The organism is Gluconacetobacter brunescens (assembly GCF_048695475.1).
In the GTDB taxonomy this organism is placed as follows: domain Bacteria; phylum Pseudomonadota; class Alphaproteobacteria; order Acetobacterales; family Acetobacteraceae; genus Gluconacetobacter.
Window position 1 is genome coordinate 1,160,533 of record NZ_JBLHEN010000001.1, and the last position, 13,791, is coordinate 1,174,323.

The 13,791-nt window shown below is 64.0% G+C and carries 18 protein-coding genes; 1 reads left to right on the plus strand and 17 read right to left on the minus strand.

The annotated features are described in order from the left end of the window. Window positions 1–19 precede the first annotated feature (19 nt). Window positions 20–1,045: an isoaspartyl peptidase/L-asparaginase family protein gene (locus tag ACMAUO_RS05065; RefSeq protein ID WP_420355880.1), complete on the minus strand. Its 1,026-nt coding sequence runs from the start codon at window positions 1,043–1,045 to the stop codon at window positions 20–22. Between the two features lie 216 nt (window positions 1,046–1,261). Next, a complete protein-coding gene (locus ACMAUO_RS05070) occupies window positions 1,262–2,617 on the minus strand; it encodes an 8-oxoguanine deaminase (protein ID WP_420355881.1) in 1,356 nt (451 codons plus the stop codon). 285 nt (window positions 2,618–2,902) lie between these two features. On the opposite strand from ACMAUO_RS05070, the gene ACMAUO_RS05075 reads away from it, so the two are divergent. Beyond that, the gene (locus ACMAUO_RS05075) at window positions 2,903–4,174 is read left to right on the plus strand and encodes a phospholipase D-like domain-containing protein (RefSeq protein WP_420355882.1); all 1,272 of its coding nucleotides are present in this window, start codon (window positions 2,903–2,905) and stop codon (window positions 4,172–4,174) included. Here ACMAUO_RS05075 and ACMAUO_RS05080 read toward each other — a convergent pair. The 15 genes from ACMAUO_RS05080 to rpsN all read right to left on the minus strand — a co-directional run bounded on the left by ACMAUO_RS05080 (window position 4,171) and on the right by rpsN (window position 13,735). Continuing rightward, entirely contained in the window at window positions 4,171–4,734 is a 564-nt protein-coding gene (locus ACMAUO_RS05080; RefSeq protein ID WP_420355883.1) for a cytochrome b, read from the minus strand. The two genes, ACMAUO_RS05075 and ACMAUO_RS05080, sit on opposite strands and share 4 nt — an antisense overlap. Further along, the gene (locus tag ACMAUO_RS05085; RefSeq protein WP_420355884.1) at window positions 4,734–5,819 is read right to left on the minus strand and encodes a catalase family peroxidase; all 1,086 of its coding nucleotides are present in this window, start codon (window positions 5,817–5,819) and stop codon (window positions 4,734–4,736) included. The genes ACMAUO_RS05080 and ACMAUO_RS05085 overlap by 1 nt, the downstream gene beginning before the upstream one ends. 174 nt (window positions 5,820–5,993) lie before the next feature. Then, window positions 5,994–6,419, minus strand: coding sequence for a 50S ribosomal protein L17 (gene rplQ, locus ACMAUO_RS05090; protein ID WP_114727511.1), 426 nt, complete (start codon window positions 6,417–6,419; stop codon window positions 5,994–5,996). A 24-nt stretch (window positions 6,420–6,443) separates the two neighbouring features. Continuing rightward, entirely contained in the window at window positions 6,444–7,463 is a 1,020-nt protein-coding gene (locus tag ACMAUO_RS05095; RefSeq protein ID WP_114727510.1) for a DNA-directed RNA polymerase subunit alpha, read from the minus strand. A 119-nt stretch (window positions 7,464–7,582) separates the two neighbouring features. Continuing rightward, window positions 7,583–7,975, minus strand: a complete 393-nt coding sequence (rpsK, locus tag ACMAUO_RS05100; protein WP_012227919.1) for a 30S ribosomal protein S11 — start codon at window positions 7,973–7,975, stop codon at window positions 7,583–7,585. Window positions 7,976–8,081: 106 nt separating this feature from the next. Beyond that, window positions 8,082–8,459, minus strand: coding sequence for a 30S ribosomal protein S13 (gene rpsM / locus ACMAUO_RS05105; RefSeq protein WP_114727509.1), 378 nt, complete (start codon window positions 8,457–8,459; stop codon window positions 8,082–8,084). Between the two features lie 226 nt (window positions 8,460–8,685). Then, window positions 8,686–9,345 (minus strand): adenylate kinase, encoded by a 660-nt coding sequence (locus ACMAUO_RS05110; RefSeq protein WP_420355885.1) that lies wholly within the window; start codon window positions 9,343–9,345, stop codon window positions 8,686–8,688. After that, window positions 9,342–10,688, minus strand: coding sequence for a preprotein translocase subunit SecY (gene secY, locus ACMAUO_RS05115; RefSeq protein WP_420355886.1), 1,347 nt, complete (start codon window positions 10,686–10,688; stop codon window positions 9,342–9,344). Before secY ends, ACMAUO_RS05110 begins: the two co-directional genes overlap by 4 nt. A 159-nt stretch (window positions 10,689–10,847) precedes the next feature. Continuing rightward, window positions 10,848–11,339 (minus strand): 50S ribosomal protein L15, encoded by a 492-nt coding sequence (gene rplO, locus ACMAUO_RS05120; RefSeq protein ID WP_420355887.1) that lies wholly within the window; start codon window positions 11,337–11,339, stop codon window positions 10,848–10,850. Between the two features lies 1 nt (window position 11,340). Further along, window positions 11,341–11,526 (minus strand): 50S ribosomal protein L30, encoded by a 186-nt coding sequence (rpmD, locus tag ACMAUO_RS05125; RefSeq protein WP_114727505.1) that lies wholly within the window; start codon window positions 11,524–11,526, stop codon window positions 11,341–11,343. Beyond that, window positions 11,519–12,097: a 30S ribosomal protein S5 gene (gene rpsE, locus ACMAUO_RS05130; protein ID WP_415530078.1), complete on the minus strand. Its 579-nt coding sequence runs from the start codon at window positions 12,095–12,097 to the stop codon at window positions 11,519–11,521. Before rpsE ends, rpmD begins: the two co-directional genes overlap by 8 nt. Before the next feature lie 15 nt (window positions 12,098–12,112). Further along, entirely contained in the window at window positions 12,113–12,475 is a 363-nt protein-coding gene (gene rplR / locus ACMAUO_RS05135) for a 50S ribosomal protein L18 (RefSeq protein ID WP_114727503.1), read from the minus strand. After that, complete coding sequence (rplF, locus tag ACMAUO_RS05140) at window positions 12,475–13,008, minus strand: 50S ribosomal protein L6 (protein ID WP_420355888.1); 534 nt, start codon at window positions 13,006–13,008, stop codon at window positions 12,475–12,477. The genes rplR and rplF overlap by 1 nt, the downstream gene beginning before the upstream one ends. A gap of 10 nt (window positions 13,009–13,018) precedes the next feature. Beyond that, window positions 13,019–13,417, minus strand: coding sequence for a 30S ribosomal protein S8 (gene rpsH / locus ACMAUO_RS05145; RefSeq protein WP_114727501.1), 399 nt, complete (start codon window positions 13,415–13,417; stop codon window positions 13,019–13,021). 12 nt (window positions 13,418–13,429) lie between these two features. Then, window positions 13,430–13,735, minus strand: a complete 306-nt coding sequence (rpsN, locus tag ACMAUO_RS05150; protein ID WP_114727500.1) for a 30S ribosomal protein S14 — start codon at window positions 13,733–13,735, stop codon at window positions 13,430–13,432. Window positions 13,736–13,791: the final 56 nt, after the last annotated feature.

Sequence of the window (13,791 nt, forward strand, 5' to 3'; positions counted from 1 at the left end):
TCATGACCGGCGGCTCCCCCTACGTCTTGCCGTTGCCGAAAATCTCGACATGCGACACGCCGTCGCGCCCTACCCAGGCCCGATACATGCCGCTGGTGTTGAACGGCATCGCGATGTTCCCCTGCGCATCGACCAGGATCGCCCCGCCATCGCCGCCCAGTGCCGGAATCTCGCGGTTGATGACATCCTGTGCCGCATGATCCAGCGTTTCATGCATCGCGGTCACACGCATGCAGATCTCATGCGCCGCGACGGTGCGGATATAGAACTCGCCCCACCCGGTGCCGGACATCGCGCAGCCGGCATTGGCGTAGGTCCCTGCCCCGATCAGCGGCGAATCGCCCACCCGGCCCCATAATTTGTCTGTCATGCCGCCGGTCGAGGTACCCGCCGCCAGGTGCCCCGCGTGATCCAGCGCCACCGCGCCGACCGTGCCGAAATGGCGGTCGGTCGTCTCGTCGGCATGCTGGGTGTGCGCCGCGTCTTCCTTCAGCGCCTTCTGCAACTGGTCCCACCGATGCTGGGTCCAGAAATAGGAAGGATCCACCAGCGCAATCTTCTGGGCCTGGGCGAACGCCTCGGCCCCCGCACCGATCAGCAGCACATGCTTGGACTGCTCCATGACGGCGCGGGCCAGCGTGATCGGATTGCGCACATGCGACACGCCGGCAACCGCCCCGGCCTGGAGGGTCGCCCCGTCCATGATCGCGGCATCCATCTCGTTATGCCCGTCATGCGTAAAGACGGCGCCCTTGCCGGCATTGAAGTTCGGATCATCCTCCAGCACCTGGATCGCGGCGACCACGGCATCCTTCGCCGGTTGTCCGGCCTTCAGGACCGCATACCCCGCCTGCAAGGCGCGCCCCAGTGCCGCCTTCACGATCTGCTGGCGCTCGATCGACATATCGGCCTTGATCACCCCGGCACCGCCGTGGATGACCATGACCGGCACCGTATCGGCGCGCGCCCCGCTGCCGGACCACAAGGCCGCCGCCAGTACCCCGATCGCCGCAAGGGCCTTTGGGCCGTGTCCTTTTCCGTTCATCTGTCACCTCACTGTCTGGCGGCACGGTACCATCGGGGGCGAAACGAACAAGGGGCCGTGAGGCGTTAACGGGACGCGCGCGCATTGTTCTTTTTTGAAAAAAAGAACCAAAAAACTTCTGATCTGTTCAGGAGCCTTGTGCTGGGAACAAACGATGGCCCTGAACGGTCAAAAGTCTTTTTGCTTCTTTTTCTTCAGAAAAAGAAGACCTTCTCCTTACACCCCGAGCCGCTGGATCCGCCTCGCCTCCCGCGCATGATCGCGCAGGATGTCGCCCAGATTGGCCAGCACCGGCACGCCATCCGACACCAGCACCTTTCCGTTGACGATGGTGGTGCCCGCGACGGCCGGCGCACAGCGCAACCATGCCTCGACCGGATCGCTCAACGCGCCGGCCGCCGCGACCTCTGACATCGACCAGATGACCAGATCGGCGCAGGCACCGGGCCGCAGATGCCCGATCTCGTCCTCCCAGCCCAGGCAGGCCGCGCCGCCGCGTGTCGCCATGTCCAGCGCATCGCGCGCCGACATGGCATGCGGACCATGCCGGAACCGACCCAGCAGCATTGCCATGCGGGTTTCCAGCCACATCGACGCATGGTCGGTCGATGCCGACCCGTCGCAGCCCAGCCCGACGCGCATGCCGCGCCGCCGCATGTCCATCGCGTCGGCCGTGCCGCCGCCGATCATCATGTTCGAACAGGGACATTGCGCCGTGCAGACGCCGGCATGGGCCAGCCGGTCGATCTCGTCACCCGTGGGATAGATATAATGCGCGACCCATGAACGCGGGCTGGCCCAGCCGACACGCTCGAAATACTCGGTCGGCGTGCAGCCGTAGATTTCGGCACAATAAGCGTCCTCATCGGGATCTTCCGCCAGATGGGTATGCAGGCGCAGATCGTGCTTTTCGGCCAGGCGGGCTGATTCGGTCATGATCCGTTCGGATACGCTGAACAGCGAACAGGGCGCCAGCGCCACGCGGCCCATCGCGCCCGGTGCCGGATCGTGGAAGGCCGCCACCAATCGTTCGCTGTCGGCCAGGATCGTATCTTCGTCCTGCACCACCGATGCCGGCGGCAGGCCGCCATCTTCGACCGATCGCGTCATCGACCCGCGCGTGGCATGGAAGCGGAACCCGATATCGCGCGCCGCGCGAAACTGCGCATCGATCAGGAATGGCCGGGGATGGACGTACATATGGTCCATCGAGGTCGTGCAGCCGCCCATCAGCAATTCGACCATGGCCACGCAGGTCGAGAGATAGACCGACTCTTCATCCAGATCGGCCCAGAGCGGATAGAGGCCCTTGAGCCATTCGAACAACGTACCGTTCGTCACCGGGGCGTAGGCCCGAGTCAGGTTCTGGTACATATGGTGATGCGCGTTGACCAGTCCGGGCGTGACCAGCCGCCCGTGGGCCGAAATCACCGACCGCGCCGTCGGCGCCTCCTCGGCCCGGTCACCGATGGCGTGGACGCGACCGTCCTTGACCGCCAGCCAGCCATTCGCAACTTCCCAGTCGCGATCAATATAAAGATAGGCGTCCCTGATTAGCAGATCGACCGTCATGACGGCTCTCCCGGTACCGAATGTCAGGGTGATGAACACCCTGTCGCGATGAAGCCCTGTCCCGGAGGTGCGAAGTCCGGATCGTCATCAAGTCTCGGTACTGAACGGGCGTGGATCGGGTGTTTTTACCAGCGAACACCCGTTATGACCAGACTTTCCGCAGATTTCCATACGCACGGATAACGACCCGTCTTGCCGGGCTCGCTACCCCATGATCAGAATGCCGGCCACTGGCGAGACGGCGCGGAACGGCGCCCCTGCCCGGGACATGATTGGGAGCAGGATATGGCCGACGCATCTTTCACCTTCCGGTTTCGGCGCCAGGCCGGCCTTCTCGCCCTTCTCGCGTCTTTCTCTCTTCCGGGCCACGCAGCATGGGCCGAGAGTGCGGCCCCGACCTTCCAGATCGTCGAAAGCGTGCCGGAAGAAAGCATCTATGGCGAACCGGGCGTTCCGCGCACCCAGCCGGTATGGCTGGACATGATCCGCCATGCCAACCACACAATCGACGTGGCGCAGTTCTATATCGCCGACCGACCCGGCCGCGCGATGTCCGCCGTTATCGAGACGCTGATCGAGCGCGCGAATGCCGGCATCCAGGTCCGCCTGGTGGTGGACGACAGTTTCCTGAAAGAAACCGCACCGGTTCTGGAACGGCTGAAGCCTATCCGTAATATCCAGATCGAAACCCTGCCGACCCAGCGCCTGACGGGCGGCGTGCTGCATGCCAAATTCATGATCATCGACGGGCGGCAGGTGTTCGTCGGCAGCCAGAACTGGGACTGGCGGGCGCTGGAGGAAATCCACGAGATCGGTGCCGCGATCGACGACACCGCCATCGCCGGCAGTTTCGGGAGCGCGTTCGACACGCTGTGGGCGTTGGGCGGCGGCCGCACCCTGCCCCAGATGCGCACACAGCCGCCGGCCGAACGGCCGATCGCGACCGGCTTCGCCCCGGTCATGCTGCGCGAGCCGGGCGGAGAAAGCGTGATCGCCTTCCCCGCCTTCAGTCCGCCGATGATGATGCCGACCACGCTGACGGCGGAGGAACCGTCTCTGGTCACGATGATCCATGCGGCCCGGCATGTCTTCCGGCTTCAGGTCCTGACGCTGAGCGCCCTGAAACATTACGGCCCGAAAGGATATTGGCCGGAACTGGACACCGCCTTGCGCGACGCGGCGGCCCGTGGCGTGTCGGTGCAGATCATCGTGTCGAACTGGGCGCTGAACGAGCCGATGCAATCCTATCTGAAGAGCCTGGCCGCGATGCCGAACATCGAAGTGAAATTCAGCACTGTTCCGCAGGCCAGCAGCGGGTTCATCCCCTTCGCGCGCGTCGAGCATTGCAAATATGCCGTCGCGGATGACGATGCCGTCTTTATCGGCACCGGCAATTGGGAATGGAGCTATTTCAACACCACCGTCGATGCCTCGATCTTCGTCCATGGCTACAACCCGGCCGCGACCCTGAACCGGATCTTCACGCGGGACTGGACCGGGCCTTATGTCACCGCGATCGCGCCCGGCACGCATTATACACCCATCAAGCCGGGCTAAGAGGCCGGGTCGTCCGCCGCCCGGCTGCCCCCGCCGCCTGTCATGCTGGGCAGGACATCGTCGCGCAGCAGCAACCCGTGCATCAGCGCCGCCGCGAGATGGACCAGAACGACACCGAACAGGGTGAGCGCCAGCCATGTGTGCAGGCGGCGCAAAATCGCGAACAGGGCGGGATCATGCGGCAGAATCGGCGGCAGCGCGAAGCCCGGCCACATCGCCACCGGATACGCCCCGGCTGACAGCATGCCCCACCCCACAAGCGGCAGTGCGATCATCAGGGCATAGAGCACGATATGCGACGTTCGCGCGGCCAGACGCAGGATCGGCGGCAGCGTCTCCGGCAATCGCGGCACATGGATCAGCAGGCGATTGACCAGCCGGACTACAGCCAGCAGGAGGATGCTGATGCCGAGCGGGCGATGCAGATCGACCAGCCGGTGATAGGCCGGCTCCACCGTCGTCACCATGATGATGCCGATGAACAGCATCGCCAGGATCATCGCGGCCATCAGCCAATGCAGGAGGCGGGCGAAAAGGGGGAAATACTCGACCGGGCGCATCACTGGTCTCCCGACCGGATAGCGGCCCTGCTGATGGCGCTCGCGGTTTCCGGCTCACCTGAACGCAGGACGAAGGAACGGGCATAGACGGCCGATCGCGCCGCCGGGATCGGATCGTCGGACGGGGCGATTCCCTCGGGCAAAATCAGCGGATCGTACGTGATGCCTTTGCAGGGGCCGCCATCCTCGCTCTCTGCCCGAGCCAGCGTCAGCGTTCCGGCATCGACCTGTCGCCGACTGGCCGGCCAAGGCACCGTAGGGTCGGCCGTGACATCCTCGGCCCCGCCGACGGTCACGACCAGATGCCAATGCAACGGCCCGCGTGCCAATGCGGCGATCAGGTCCTCAAACAGATAATCGCGCCCCGCCCCCTGCCCGACCGCAGGAGTCGCCTCCTGCTCGGGAACCATCGCCCATCGCACGGGAGTGGTTGTTCCCCCCGCATTCACAAAGGTGAAACTGTCGAGACTGTTATAGGTATCGTTCGCGAAACCCGAGGTCAGCTTGCGCGCCTTCAGCAGTGCCAGTGCCCGCTGCGTTTCCGGATGCCGCGCCAGAAAGGCCACCATGCGGGCCGCATCGGGCCGGTGCGTCTGTGGATCCGGGCGCGATGCCAGCAGGAAATCGTTGAAATCGGTTGCGTTCCGCACGGGAAAGACGGGAATATCGTTGATTCCCATACGCCATTCGCCACCATGCGTCGGCATGATCCTAAGCGCCAGGCTGCGGACCTTCTCCGGTGCGTCATCCTGAAACGGCATCCCACCAGCCAGAGCGAACCGGCCGACGACCGGCGACCGTTGCCGGGTGAACAGCGCCGCACGAGAAAGCTGCGCCGCCTCCCCACTCGCGTCGAACCATCCCGTCACGCAGATGCCCTTGGCATGGTTACGGCGAAAGCCCGGATGGGACCCGTCCACCATTCGAAAGGTCCGCATGAACATGCCGGAGGTGAGTCGACCAGGTGTCAGCCATCCGGCGGCCAGGGCAAAAGCCAGCGCAAGCAGGCCGGGTGCCGCGCACATCGCCGCCAGCCGGAGCCACCCCCCTTTTTCCGCCAGCCTCTCGCGTATCAGGGCCATCATGATGAATGTTTCCCTGTCATTCCCAAGGCCAACGCCGCGGCACGATCATTATTTCATCTGAAACAATTTATTTTCGGGTCGGGCCACCCGAAACTGCCCAGCCATTCCAGCCGTTCAGACATAAAAAAACCCGGCCGAAAGGCCGGGTCTTTTCATAAAGCCGGAGCGTAAGACTTACGCCGCCAGCCCTTCGTCCGAAACGACTTCCGGACGCGGGCCGCTATCCTGGCCCTTGGCGGACACATCGCGATCCACCAGTTCGATCACCGCCATGTCGGCGGCGTCGCCGTGACGGATACCCGCGCGCAGGACGCGGATATAGCCGCCGCTGCGGGCCTTGTAGCGATCCGCCACGGCCGCGAACAGCTTGGAGACGATCACGTCGTCACGGAGCTGCGCATAGGCCTGACGGCGGGCATGCAGGTCGCCGCGCTTGCCGAGCGTGATCAGCTTCTCGACCACAGGGCGAAGCTCCTTCGCCTTGGGCAGAGTCGTGGTGATCTGCTCGTGCTTGATCAGCGCGACAGCCATGTTACGGAACATGGCGGCGCGATGGGTGGAGGTAACGCCGAGCTTCCGGCCGGCAACACCGTGACGCATGATAAAGTCTTCCTGTCTTTCCGGTCAGAAGGGCTCGTCGAGCCTCTTGGCCAGGTCTTCGATATTTTCCGGCGGCCAAGCCGGCACGTTCATACCAAGGGACAGCCCCATCGACGTCAGGACTTCCTTGATCTCGTTCAGGGATTTGCGGCCGAAGTTCGGCGTCCGCAGCATCTCCTGCTCGGTCTTCTGCACCAGATCGCCAATATAGACGATATTGTCGTTCTTCAGGCAGTTGGCACTGCGGACCGACAGTTCCAGTTCGTCGACCTTGCGCAGCAGGTTCCGATTGAACGGCAGATCGTCCTGCGGCTCTTCGGTCCGGACCGGGCGCGGCTCGTCGAAATTGATGAACAGCTGGAGCTGGTCCTGCAGGATCCGGGCAGCCAGGGCCACCGCATCCTCGGGCGTCACCGCACCGTTCGTCTCGACCGTCAGCAGAAGCCGGTCATAGTCGGTCACCTGGCCTACGCGGGTCGGCTCGACCTTATAGGACACGCGCTGCACCGGCGAATAGATCGCGTCCACCGGGATCAGGCCGATCGGCGCGTCCTCGGGGCGGTTGGCCGCCGCGGGAACATAGCCCTTGCCCAGATTGACGGTGAATTCCATGCCGAACTTCACACCCTCGTCGAGCGTGCAGATCACGAGATCGGGGTTCATCACCTCGATATCGTGACCGGTCTGGATCTGGCCCGCGCGCACTTCGCCCGGCCCGGTGGCCGTCAGCACCATGCGCTTCGGCCCCTCGCCATGCATCCGCAGCGCAAGCTGCTTGATGTTCAGCACGATGTCCGTCACGTCCTCGCGGACGCCGGCCACCGACGAGAACTCATGCAGCACGCCGTCGATCTGGATCGCCGTCACCGCCGCCCCTTGCAGGGACGACAGCAGCACGCGCCGGATGGCATTGCCGAGCGTCATGCCGAAGCCACGCTCGAGCGGTTCCGCCACCACAGTCGCTGTGCGCAACGGCTGCCCGCCCGGCTCGACTTCCAGCTTCTCCGGCTTGATCAGAGATTGCCAGTTTTTCTGGAGGACCAAGTTGATGGCCTTTCAAAACTGATCTGCACCAAGGCAGACGGCACCCGTGCGAACGGGTGCCTGATGACACTCAACCCCGCCGGCGCAAGGCCGGCAGAAAACGAATCCGAGCCTGACGATCAGACGCGACGACGCTTGCGCGGACGGCAGCCGTTGTGCGGCACCGGCGTCATGTCGCGGATCGAGGTGATCGAGAACCCGACCGCCTGCAGCGCGCGCAGTGCGCTCTCACGCCCCGAACCCGGACCCGACACTTCGATCTCCAGCGTCTCCATGCCATGCTCGCGCGCCTTGCGGCCTGCATCCTCGGCCGCGACCTGCGCCGCGTACGGGGTGGATTTGCGCGAGCCCTTGAAGCCCTGGGCACCAGCGGAAGACCACGCGATCGCGTTGCCCTGGGCATCGGAGATCGTGATCATCGTGTTGTTGAAGGTGGAGAGCACATGCGCCACCCCCGAGATAATGTTCTTCCGCTCTTTCTTCCGAATACGCGGAGCTGCAGCCTTCGCCATAGTCTTCCTGGTCCTGTCTGTTCATCAACGCGAGCCGCGCCGGATGCCCCTTGGAAAATCATAACCAAGGGGGCGCGGCGCTGGCCGCGAATGCGGCTGGAGCCGCTTAGCGGGTAGCCTTCTTCTTACCGGCGATCGCCACCGCCTTACCCTTGCGGGTGCGGGCATTGGTGTGCGTCCGCTGGCCACGAACCGGAAGACCGCGACGGTGACGCAGGCCACGGTAGCAACCCAGGTCCATCAGGCGCTTGATGTTCATCGCCACTTCGCGACGAAGATCGCCTTCAACCCGGTATTCGCTGTCGATCAGCTCGCGGATCTTTAGGATCTCGTCGTCCGACAGCTCATTCACCCGGCGCTCGGCCGGAATCTCGAGCTGCTGGCAGATCTGCTCGGCCTTGGTCGGGCCAATGCCATAAATATAACGCAGGCCAATCGTCACCCGCTTGTTGGTTGGGATGTTCACGCCGGCAATACGCGCCACGCCACTTACTCCTCGTCCGCCCGCGTTACTCGGGCCCTTAAGATCGTCGCCGGGGCTTTTCCACACCACCGGCTAGCCGGAGCGTCGTGAACGTGCCGGCACCGCCGGTCAACCCCATCATCAATCGGATTCGTGATCTCTGCTCTCCGCGCCAGTCGGACGCGGGAGCCGATACCTTGAGGGCGCGCAATATACCCGCGCGCCCTTTAGAGTCAATGAATAACGATCACTTTTTCGTGATGCTATCCATGATTTTGAAAACCTGCGCCGTCACCGTATCGATGTCGGCCATGCCGTCGATCCGGTACAGGCGGCCTTCGGCCTCGTAATACGGCAGGATAGGCGCTGTCTGCTCGCGGTAGGCCGCCAGGCGGGCCGCAACGGTCTCACGCCGGTCGTCCTCGCGGCGGACGAAATAATGCCCGCCACAGACATCGCAGGTGCCCTCGACCTTAGGCTTCTTGAACAGGTCATTATACCCTGTCCCGCAGGTGCCGCAGGTGAAGCGGCCCGCGATCCGGTCCGCCAGCGCGTTTTCATCGACCTCGAGAAACAGCACGACGTCGATTCGTGCCCCACGCCGCTTCAGCATCGAATCCAGCGCCGCCGCCTGCCCTGCCGTCCGGGGGAATCCATCGAGGATGAATCCCTTGGCGCAATCGGGTTGGGAGATCCGCGATTCGAGCATCGCGATGATCACGTCATCGGGAACAAGTTGCCCCGAATCCATCAGTGCCTTCGCTTCCTGGCCGATCGGCGTGCCTGCCGCCACCTCGGCGCGCAGCATGTCCCCCGTCGAGATCTGCGCGATGCCGTAGCGCGCTTCCAGCCGCTTGGACTGGGTTCCTTTGCCGGCCCCGGGAGGGCCAAGAAATATGACGTTCACCGACCCCTGCCTTTCCCACGCGCCCGCCGCATCAGCCCCTGGTACTGGTGAGCCACCAGGTGGGACTGGATCTGCGTCACGGTGTCGATGGTCACCGACACGATGATGATCAAGCTGGTCCCGCCGAAATAGAACGGCACGTTATAGTGACTGATCAGAATCTGCGGCAGCAGACACACCGCCACCAGATAGGCGGCACCGATGGTCGTCAGTCGCGTCAGAATCCGATCAAAATAAGCCGCCGTGTTCGCACCCGGCCGGATGCCCGGGATAAAACCGCCCTGCTTGCGCAGATTATCGGCTGTCTCCTGCGGATTGAACGTCACCGCCGCATAGAAATACGAGAAGAAGACGATCATGGCCGCATAGAACAGCATGTAAAGCGGCTGCCCCTGCCCGAGTTCCTGACCCAGAAACGAAAGCCATCCGGGCATCGAGGCATTGTTCATGAAGCCCGCGATCGTCACCGGAATCAGCAGCACCGAAGAGGCGAAGATCGGCGGAATCACGCCGGCGGTATTCACCTTCAGCGGCATATGCGTCGAGTCGCCGCCATAGATGCGCTGGCCCACCTGCCGCTTGGGATACTGGATCACCACCCGGCGCTGCGCCTGCTCCATGAAGACGATGAAGGCAATGGTTACCGCCGCCAGCACCAGGAAGACCAGCACGAAGAACGGCGACAGCGCGCCTGTGTAGCCAAGCTGGAACAGGCTGGCCAACGCATGCGGCAGGTTGGCGACGATACCGGCGAAGATGATCAGCGAAATGCCGTTGCCCACCCCGCGCGACGTGATCTGCTCGCCCAGCCACATCAGGAACATCGTGCCGCCCAGCAGCGTCACCACGCACGACACGATAAAGAACATGCCCGGTGCGATCACCGCCGAACCGGCGGCGCTGTGCATGTTCTCAAGCCCCACGGCGATGCCATAGGCCTGGAACAGCGCGATCAGCACGGTCAGGTAGCGGGTATATTCGTTCAGCTTGCGCCGCCCCTGCTCGCCTTCCTTCTTGAGGTTTTCAAGCGCGGGGATCGCCGAGGACATCAGCTGCACGATGATCGACGCGCTGATATACGGCATGATGTTCAGCGCGAAGACGGTCATGCGACCGAGGGCTCCGCCGGTGAACATGTCGAACATTCCCAGGATACCGCCCTGGTGCTGCGCCAGAAGCTGGCCCATGACCGTCGCGTCGACGCCGGGAACCGGAATGTAGGTACCCAGACGGTAGACGATCAGCGCCCCCAGGGTGAACCAGATTCGTTTCTTCAGTTCCGTCGCGTTGGCGAAGGAGCTGAAATTCAGATTGGCAGCCAGCTGCTCGGCCGCGGAGGCCATGCGCCCGTCCCTTTCAACAACAACAGCGTCACCGCACGAAACGGGACGCTGTCATGACACATCAGCAAAGAGTGTAAGGCGTCGTCTTGCACCAACGCAAGAGACAACGCCGGGGCCGATCCGGGACGGCCTGACGGGCATGCCATCCCGGAACCTGGCTCAAGCCGAAGCCGTGGCCTCGTCCTGCGCCGCCTTGGCAACCCGGACGGTCCCACCGGCCTTCTCGACCGCCGCGATCGCGGTAGCCGACGCGCCAGCAACCTCGATGGTCACGGCACGGGCCAGTTCGCCCTTCGCCAGCAGGCGGACACCGGCGAACTTGCCGGAGCCGACCAGGCCGGCCGCGCGCAGCACATCTTCGGTCACGGTCGCGCCGGCATCGATCTTGCCAGCCTCGATCGCCTTGTCCAGCGCACCCAGGTTCACCGGGGCGTAGACCTTGCGGAAGATGTTCTTGAAGCCGCGCTTCGGCAGACGGCGATACAGCGGGAGCTGACCACCCTCGAAGCCGTTGAGGGACACGCCCTCACGCGCCTTCTGGCCCTTCACGCCCTTGCCCGACGTCTTGCCCTTGCCGGACCCGATGCCGCGACCCAGACGCTTCTTGCGATAACGAGAGCCCTCGTTATCGCGCAGTTCGTTGAGGTTCATCTCAATCCTCCACCTTCACGAGGTGGGCCACCTTGGTGATCATGCCGCGAACCGAAGGTGTATCCTCCAGTTCCCGCGTACGGCCGATCTTGTTGAGGCCCAGCCCGACCAGCGTCGCCTGCTGGCCCGGCTTGCGGCCGTTGCCCGATGCCACCTGCGTGACGCGGACGGTCTTGCCTTCAGACATCGGCGCTCACCTCCGCGGCACCGGCCACCTCGCGGCGGCCCAGGATGTCGGAAACCTTCTTGCCGCGACGGTTGGCAACCGAACGCGGGCTGGCGCAACGCTCCAGCGCGTCGAAGGTCGCCTTGACCATGTTGTGCGGGTTCCGGGTTCCGAGCGACTTGGCCACCACGTCATTGATGCCCAGGCTCTCGAACACGGCGCGCATCGGGCCACCGGCGATGATGCCCGTGCCGGCGTCAGCCGAACGAAGCACCACCTTGCCGGCGCCGAAATGACCGGCGACGTCATGATGGAGGGTACGGCCCTCCTTCATCGGAACGCGGATCATCGTGCGCTTGGCGCGCTCGGTCGCCTTGCGGATCGCCTCGGGCACCTCGCGGGCCTTGCCGGCGCCGTAGCCGACACGACCCTTCTGGTCACCCACCACGACCAGCGCGGCAAAGGCGAAACGACGGCCGCCCTTTACGACCTTCGCAACGCGGTTGATCGTGACGAGCTTGTCGACGAGATCATCGCCTTCGCGCTCGCGCTCGCGGCCACCCCGGCCGCCTTCTCTCGGTTCACGTGCCATTGCGTGCCCCTTTCCTTAGAAGGCGAGACCACCCTCGCGGGCAGCCTCCGCCAGGGCCTTGATACGCCCATGATACAGATACGAACCGCGGTCGAAGACCACCTGCGTGACGCCGGCGGCAACCGCGCGCTCGGCAACCAGCTTGCCGACCGCCGTCGCCGCATCGGAGTCGGCACCGGTCTTCAGCTGCTCGCGCAGCGCCTTGTCCAGGCTTGAAGCGGCGGCAAGGGTACGCCCGGCGGCATCGTCGATGACCTGGGCATAGATGTTCTTGCCTGACCGGAACACCGACAGGCGCGGACGCCCGCCGCCCTTGCGGCGAAGCTGGAAGCGCAGACGCTGACGCCGACGCTCCCGCAAATCCTGCTGCGTGCTCATTACTTCTTCTTGCCTTCCTTGCGACGGATGGTCTCGGTGTCGTAGCGGACACCCTTGCCCTTGTACGGCTCGGGCTTGCGGAAGCTGCGGATATCCAGCGCAACCTGACCGACCCGCTGCTTGTCCACGCCCTCGACCACGATGGCGGTCGGACGCGGGGTCGAAATCTTGATGCCCGGCGGGATCGCATAGACGATGTCATGCGAATAGCCGAGATTCATGACCAGGTTGCTGCCCTGCACGGCGGCACGATAGCCGGTGCCGGTGACTTCCAGGGTCTTGGAGAAACCCTGGGACACACCCTTGACCATGCTGGCCACCAGCGACCGCGTCGTGCCCCACATCATGCGGGCCTGCGCGGCGCTGCCGACCGGACGGACCGCGACCTTGTTGTCGGCGATCTCGGTTTCGACATGCGACGACAGCGGCAGCTTCAGCTCGCCCAGCTTGCCCTTGGCCACGAGCACGCCATCGACGATCGAGACCTGGACGCCCGACGGAATTTCGACGGGATATTTGCCTACACGCGACATGTATCCCTCCTCAGAACACGCGGCAGAGGACCTCGCCGCCAACATTGGCAGCGCGGGCTTCCGCATCGGACAGGACGCCACGCGGCGTCGACAGGATCGACACGCCGAGGCCGGCATAGACCCGCGGCAGTTCCTTGATCTTCGAGTAGACCCGGCGGCCCGGCTTGGATACGCGATGGATCTCCTTGATGACCGGTTCGCCATCCAGGTATTTCAGCTCGATGCGCAGCTGGGCAATGCCCTTGCGCACCTCTTCCTGGGCGTAGCCACGGATGTAGCCCTCGCGGCGCAGGGCCTCGAGAACATTCGCGCGCAGCTTGGACGCCGGCGAGACACAGGCCGCATGACGCGCGCGCTGCGCGTTGCGGATCCGGGTGAGCATATCACCCAACGGATCAGAAAGTGACATCGTTCCCTGCCCTTACCAGCTCGACTTGACCATGCCAGGAATCTGGCCACTGGAAGCCAGATCGCGCAGCGCGATACGGCAGAGTTCGAACTTCCTGTAATTGGCGCGTGAACGCCCCGTCAGCTTGCACCGCAGACGCACGCGAACGCGCGAACCATTGCGGGGAAGCTCTGCGAGTTTCAGAGTTGCCTCGAACCTGTCCTCGACCGGAAGCGTCCGGTCCATGACAATGTTCTTGAGCGCAATCCGCTTAGCCTTATCCCGGGTTGCCATGCGCTGACGCTTGGCATTCCGGTTAACGGCGGAGATCTTGGCCATGCCTTGTTCTACCCTCCGGAACCTGTCGGGCCATCCCGACGGTTTTCCAAACAACG

Excerpts from the sequence above, each read along its gene's own strand:
- ACMAUO_RS05065 (WP_420355880.1), bottom strand. The coding sequence starts at position 1,045 with ATGAACGGAAAAGGACACGGCCCAAAGGCCCTTGCGGCGATCGGGGTA.
- ACMAUO_RS05070 (WP_420355881.1), bottom strand. The coding sequence starts at position 2,617 with ATGACGGTCGATCTGCTAATCAGGGACGCCTATCTTTATATTGATCGC.
- ACMAUO_RS05075 (WP_420355882.1), top strand. The coding sequence starts at position 2,903 with ATGGCCGACGCATCTTTCACCTTCCGGTTTCGGCGCCAGGCCGGCCTT.
- ACMAUO_RS05080 (WP_420355883.1), bottom strand. The coding sequence starts at position 4,734 with ATGCGCCCGGTCGAGTATTTCCCCCTTTTCGCCCGCCTCCTGCATTGG.
- ACMAUO_RS05085 (WP_420355884.1), bottom strand. The coding sequence starts at position 5,819 with ATGATGGCCCTGATACGCGAGAGGCTGGCGGAAAAAGGGGGGTGGCTC.
- rplQ (WP_114727511.1), bottom strand. The coding sequence starts at position 6,419 with ATGCGTCACGGTGTTGCCGGCCGGAAGCTCGGCGTTACCTCCACCCAT.
- rpsK (WP_012227919.1), bottom strand. The coding sequence starts at position 7,975 with ATGGCGAAGGCTGCAGCTCCGCGTATTCGGAAGAAAGAGCGGAAGAAC.
- secY (WP_420355886.1), bottom strand. The coding sequence starts at position 10,688 with ATGGCCTCCGCGGCCGAGCAGCTGGCTGCCAATCTGAATTTCAGCTCC.
- rplO (WP_420355887.1), bottom strand. The coding sequence starts at position 11,339 with ATGAACCTCAACGAACTGCGCGATAACGAGGGCTCTCGTTATCGCAAG.
- rpmD (WP_114727505.1), bottom strand. The coding sequence starts at position 11,526 with ATGTCTGAAGGCAAGACCGTCCGCGTCACGCAGGTGGCATCGGGCAAC.
- rpsE (WP_415530078.1), bottom strand. The coding sequence starts at position 12,097 with ATGGCACGTGAACCGAGAGAAGGCGGCCGGGGTGGCCGCGAGCGCGAG.
- rplR (WP_114727503.1), bottom strand. The coding sequence starts at position 12,475 with ATGAGCACGCAGCAGGATTTGCGGGAGCGTCGGCGTCAGCGTCTGCGC.
- rplF (WP_420355888.1), bottom strand. The coding sequence starts at position 13,008 with ATGTCGCGTGTAGGCAAATATCCCGTCGAAATTCCGTCGGGCGTCCAG.
- rpsH (WP_114727501.1), bottom strand. The coding sequence starts at position 13,417 with ATGTCACTTTCTGATCCGTTGGGTGATATGCTCACCCGGATCCGCAAC.
- rpsN (WP_114727500.1), bottom strand. The coding sequence starts at position 13,735 with ATGGCCAAGATCTCCGCCGTTAACCGGAATGCCAAGCGTCAGCGCATG.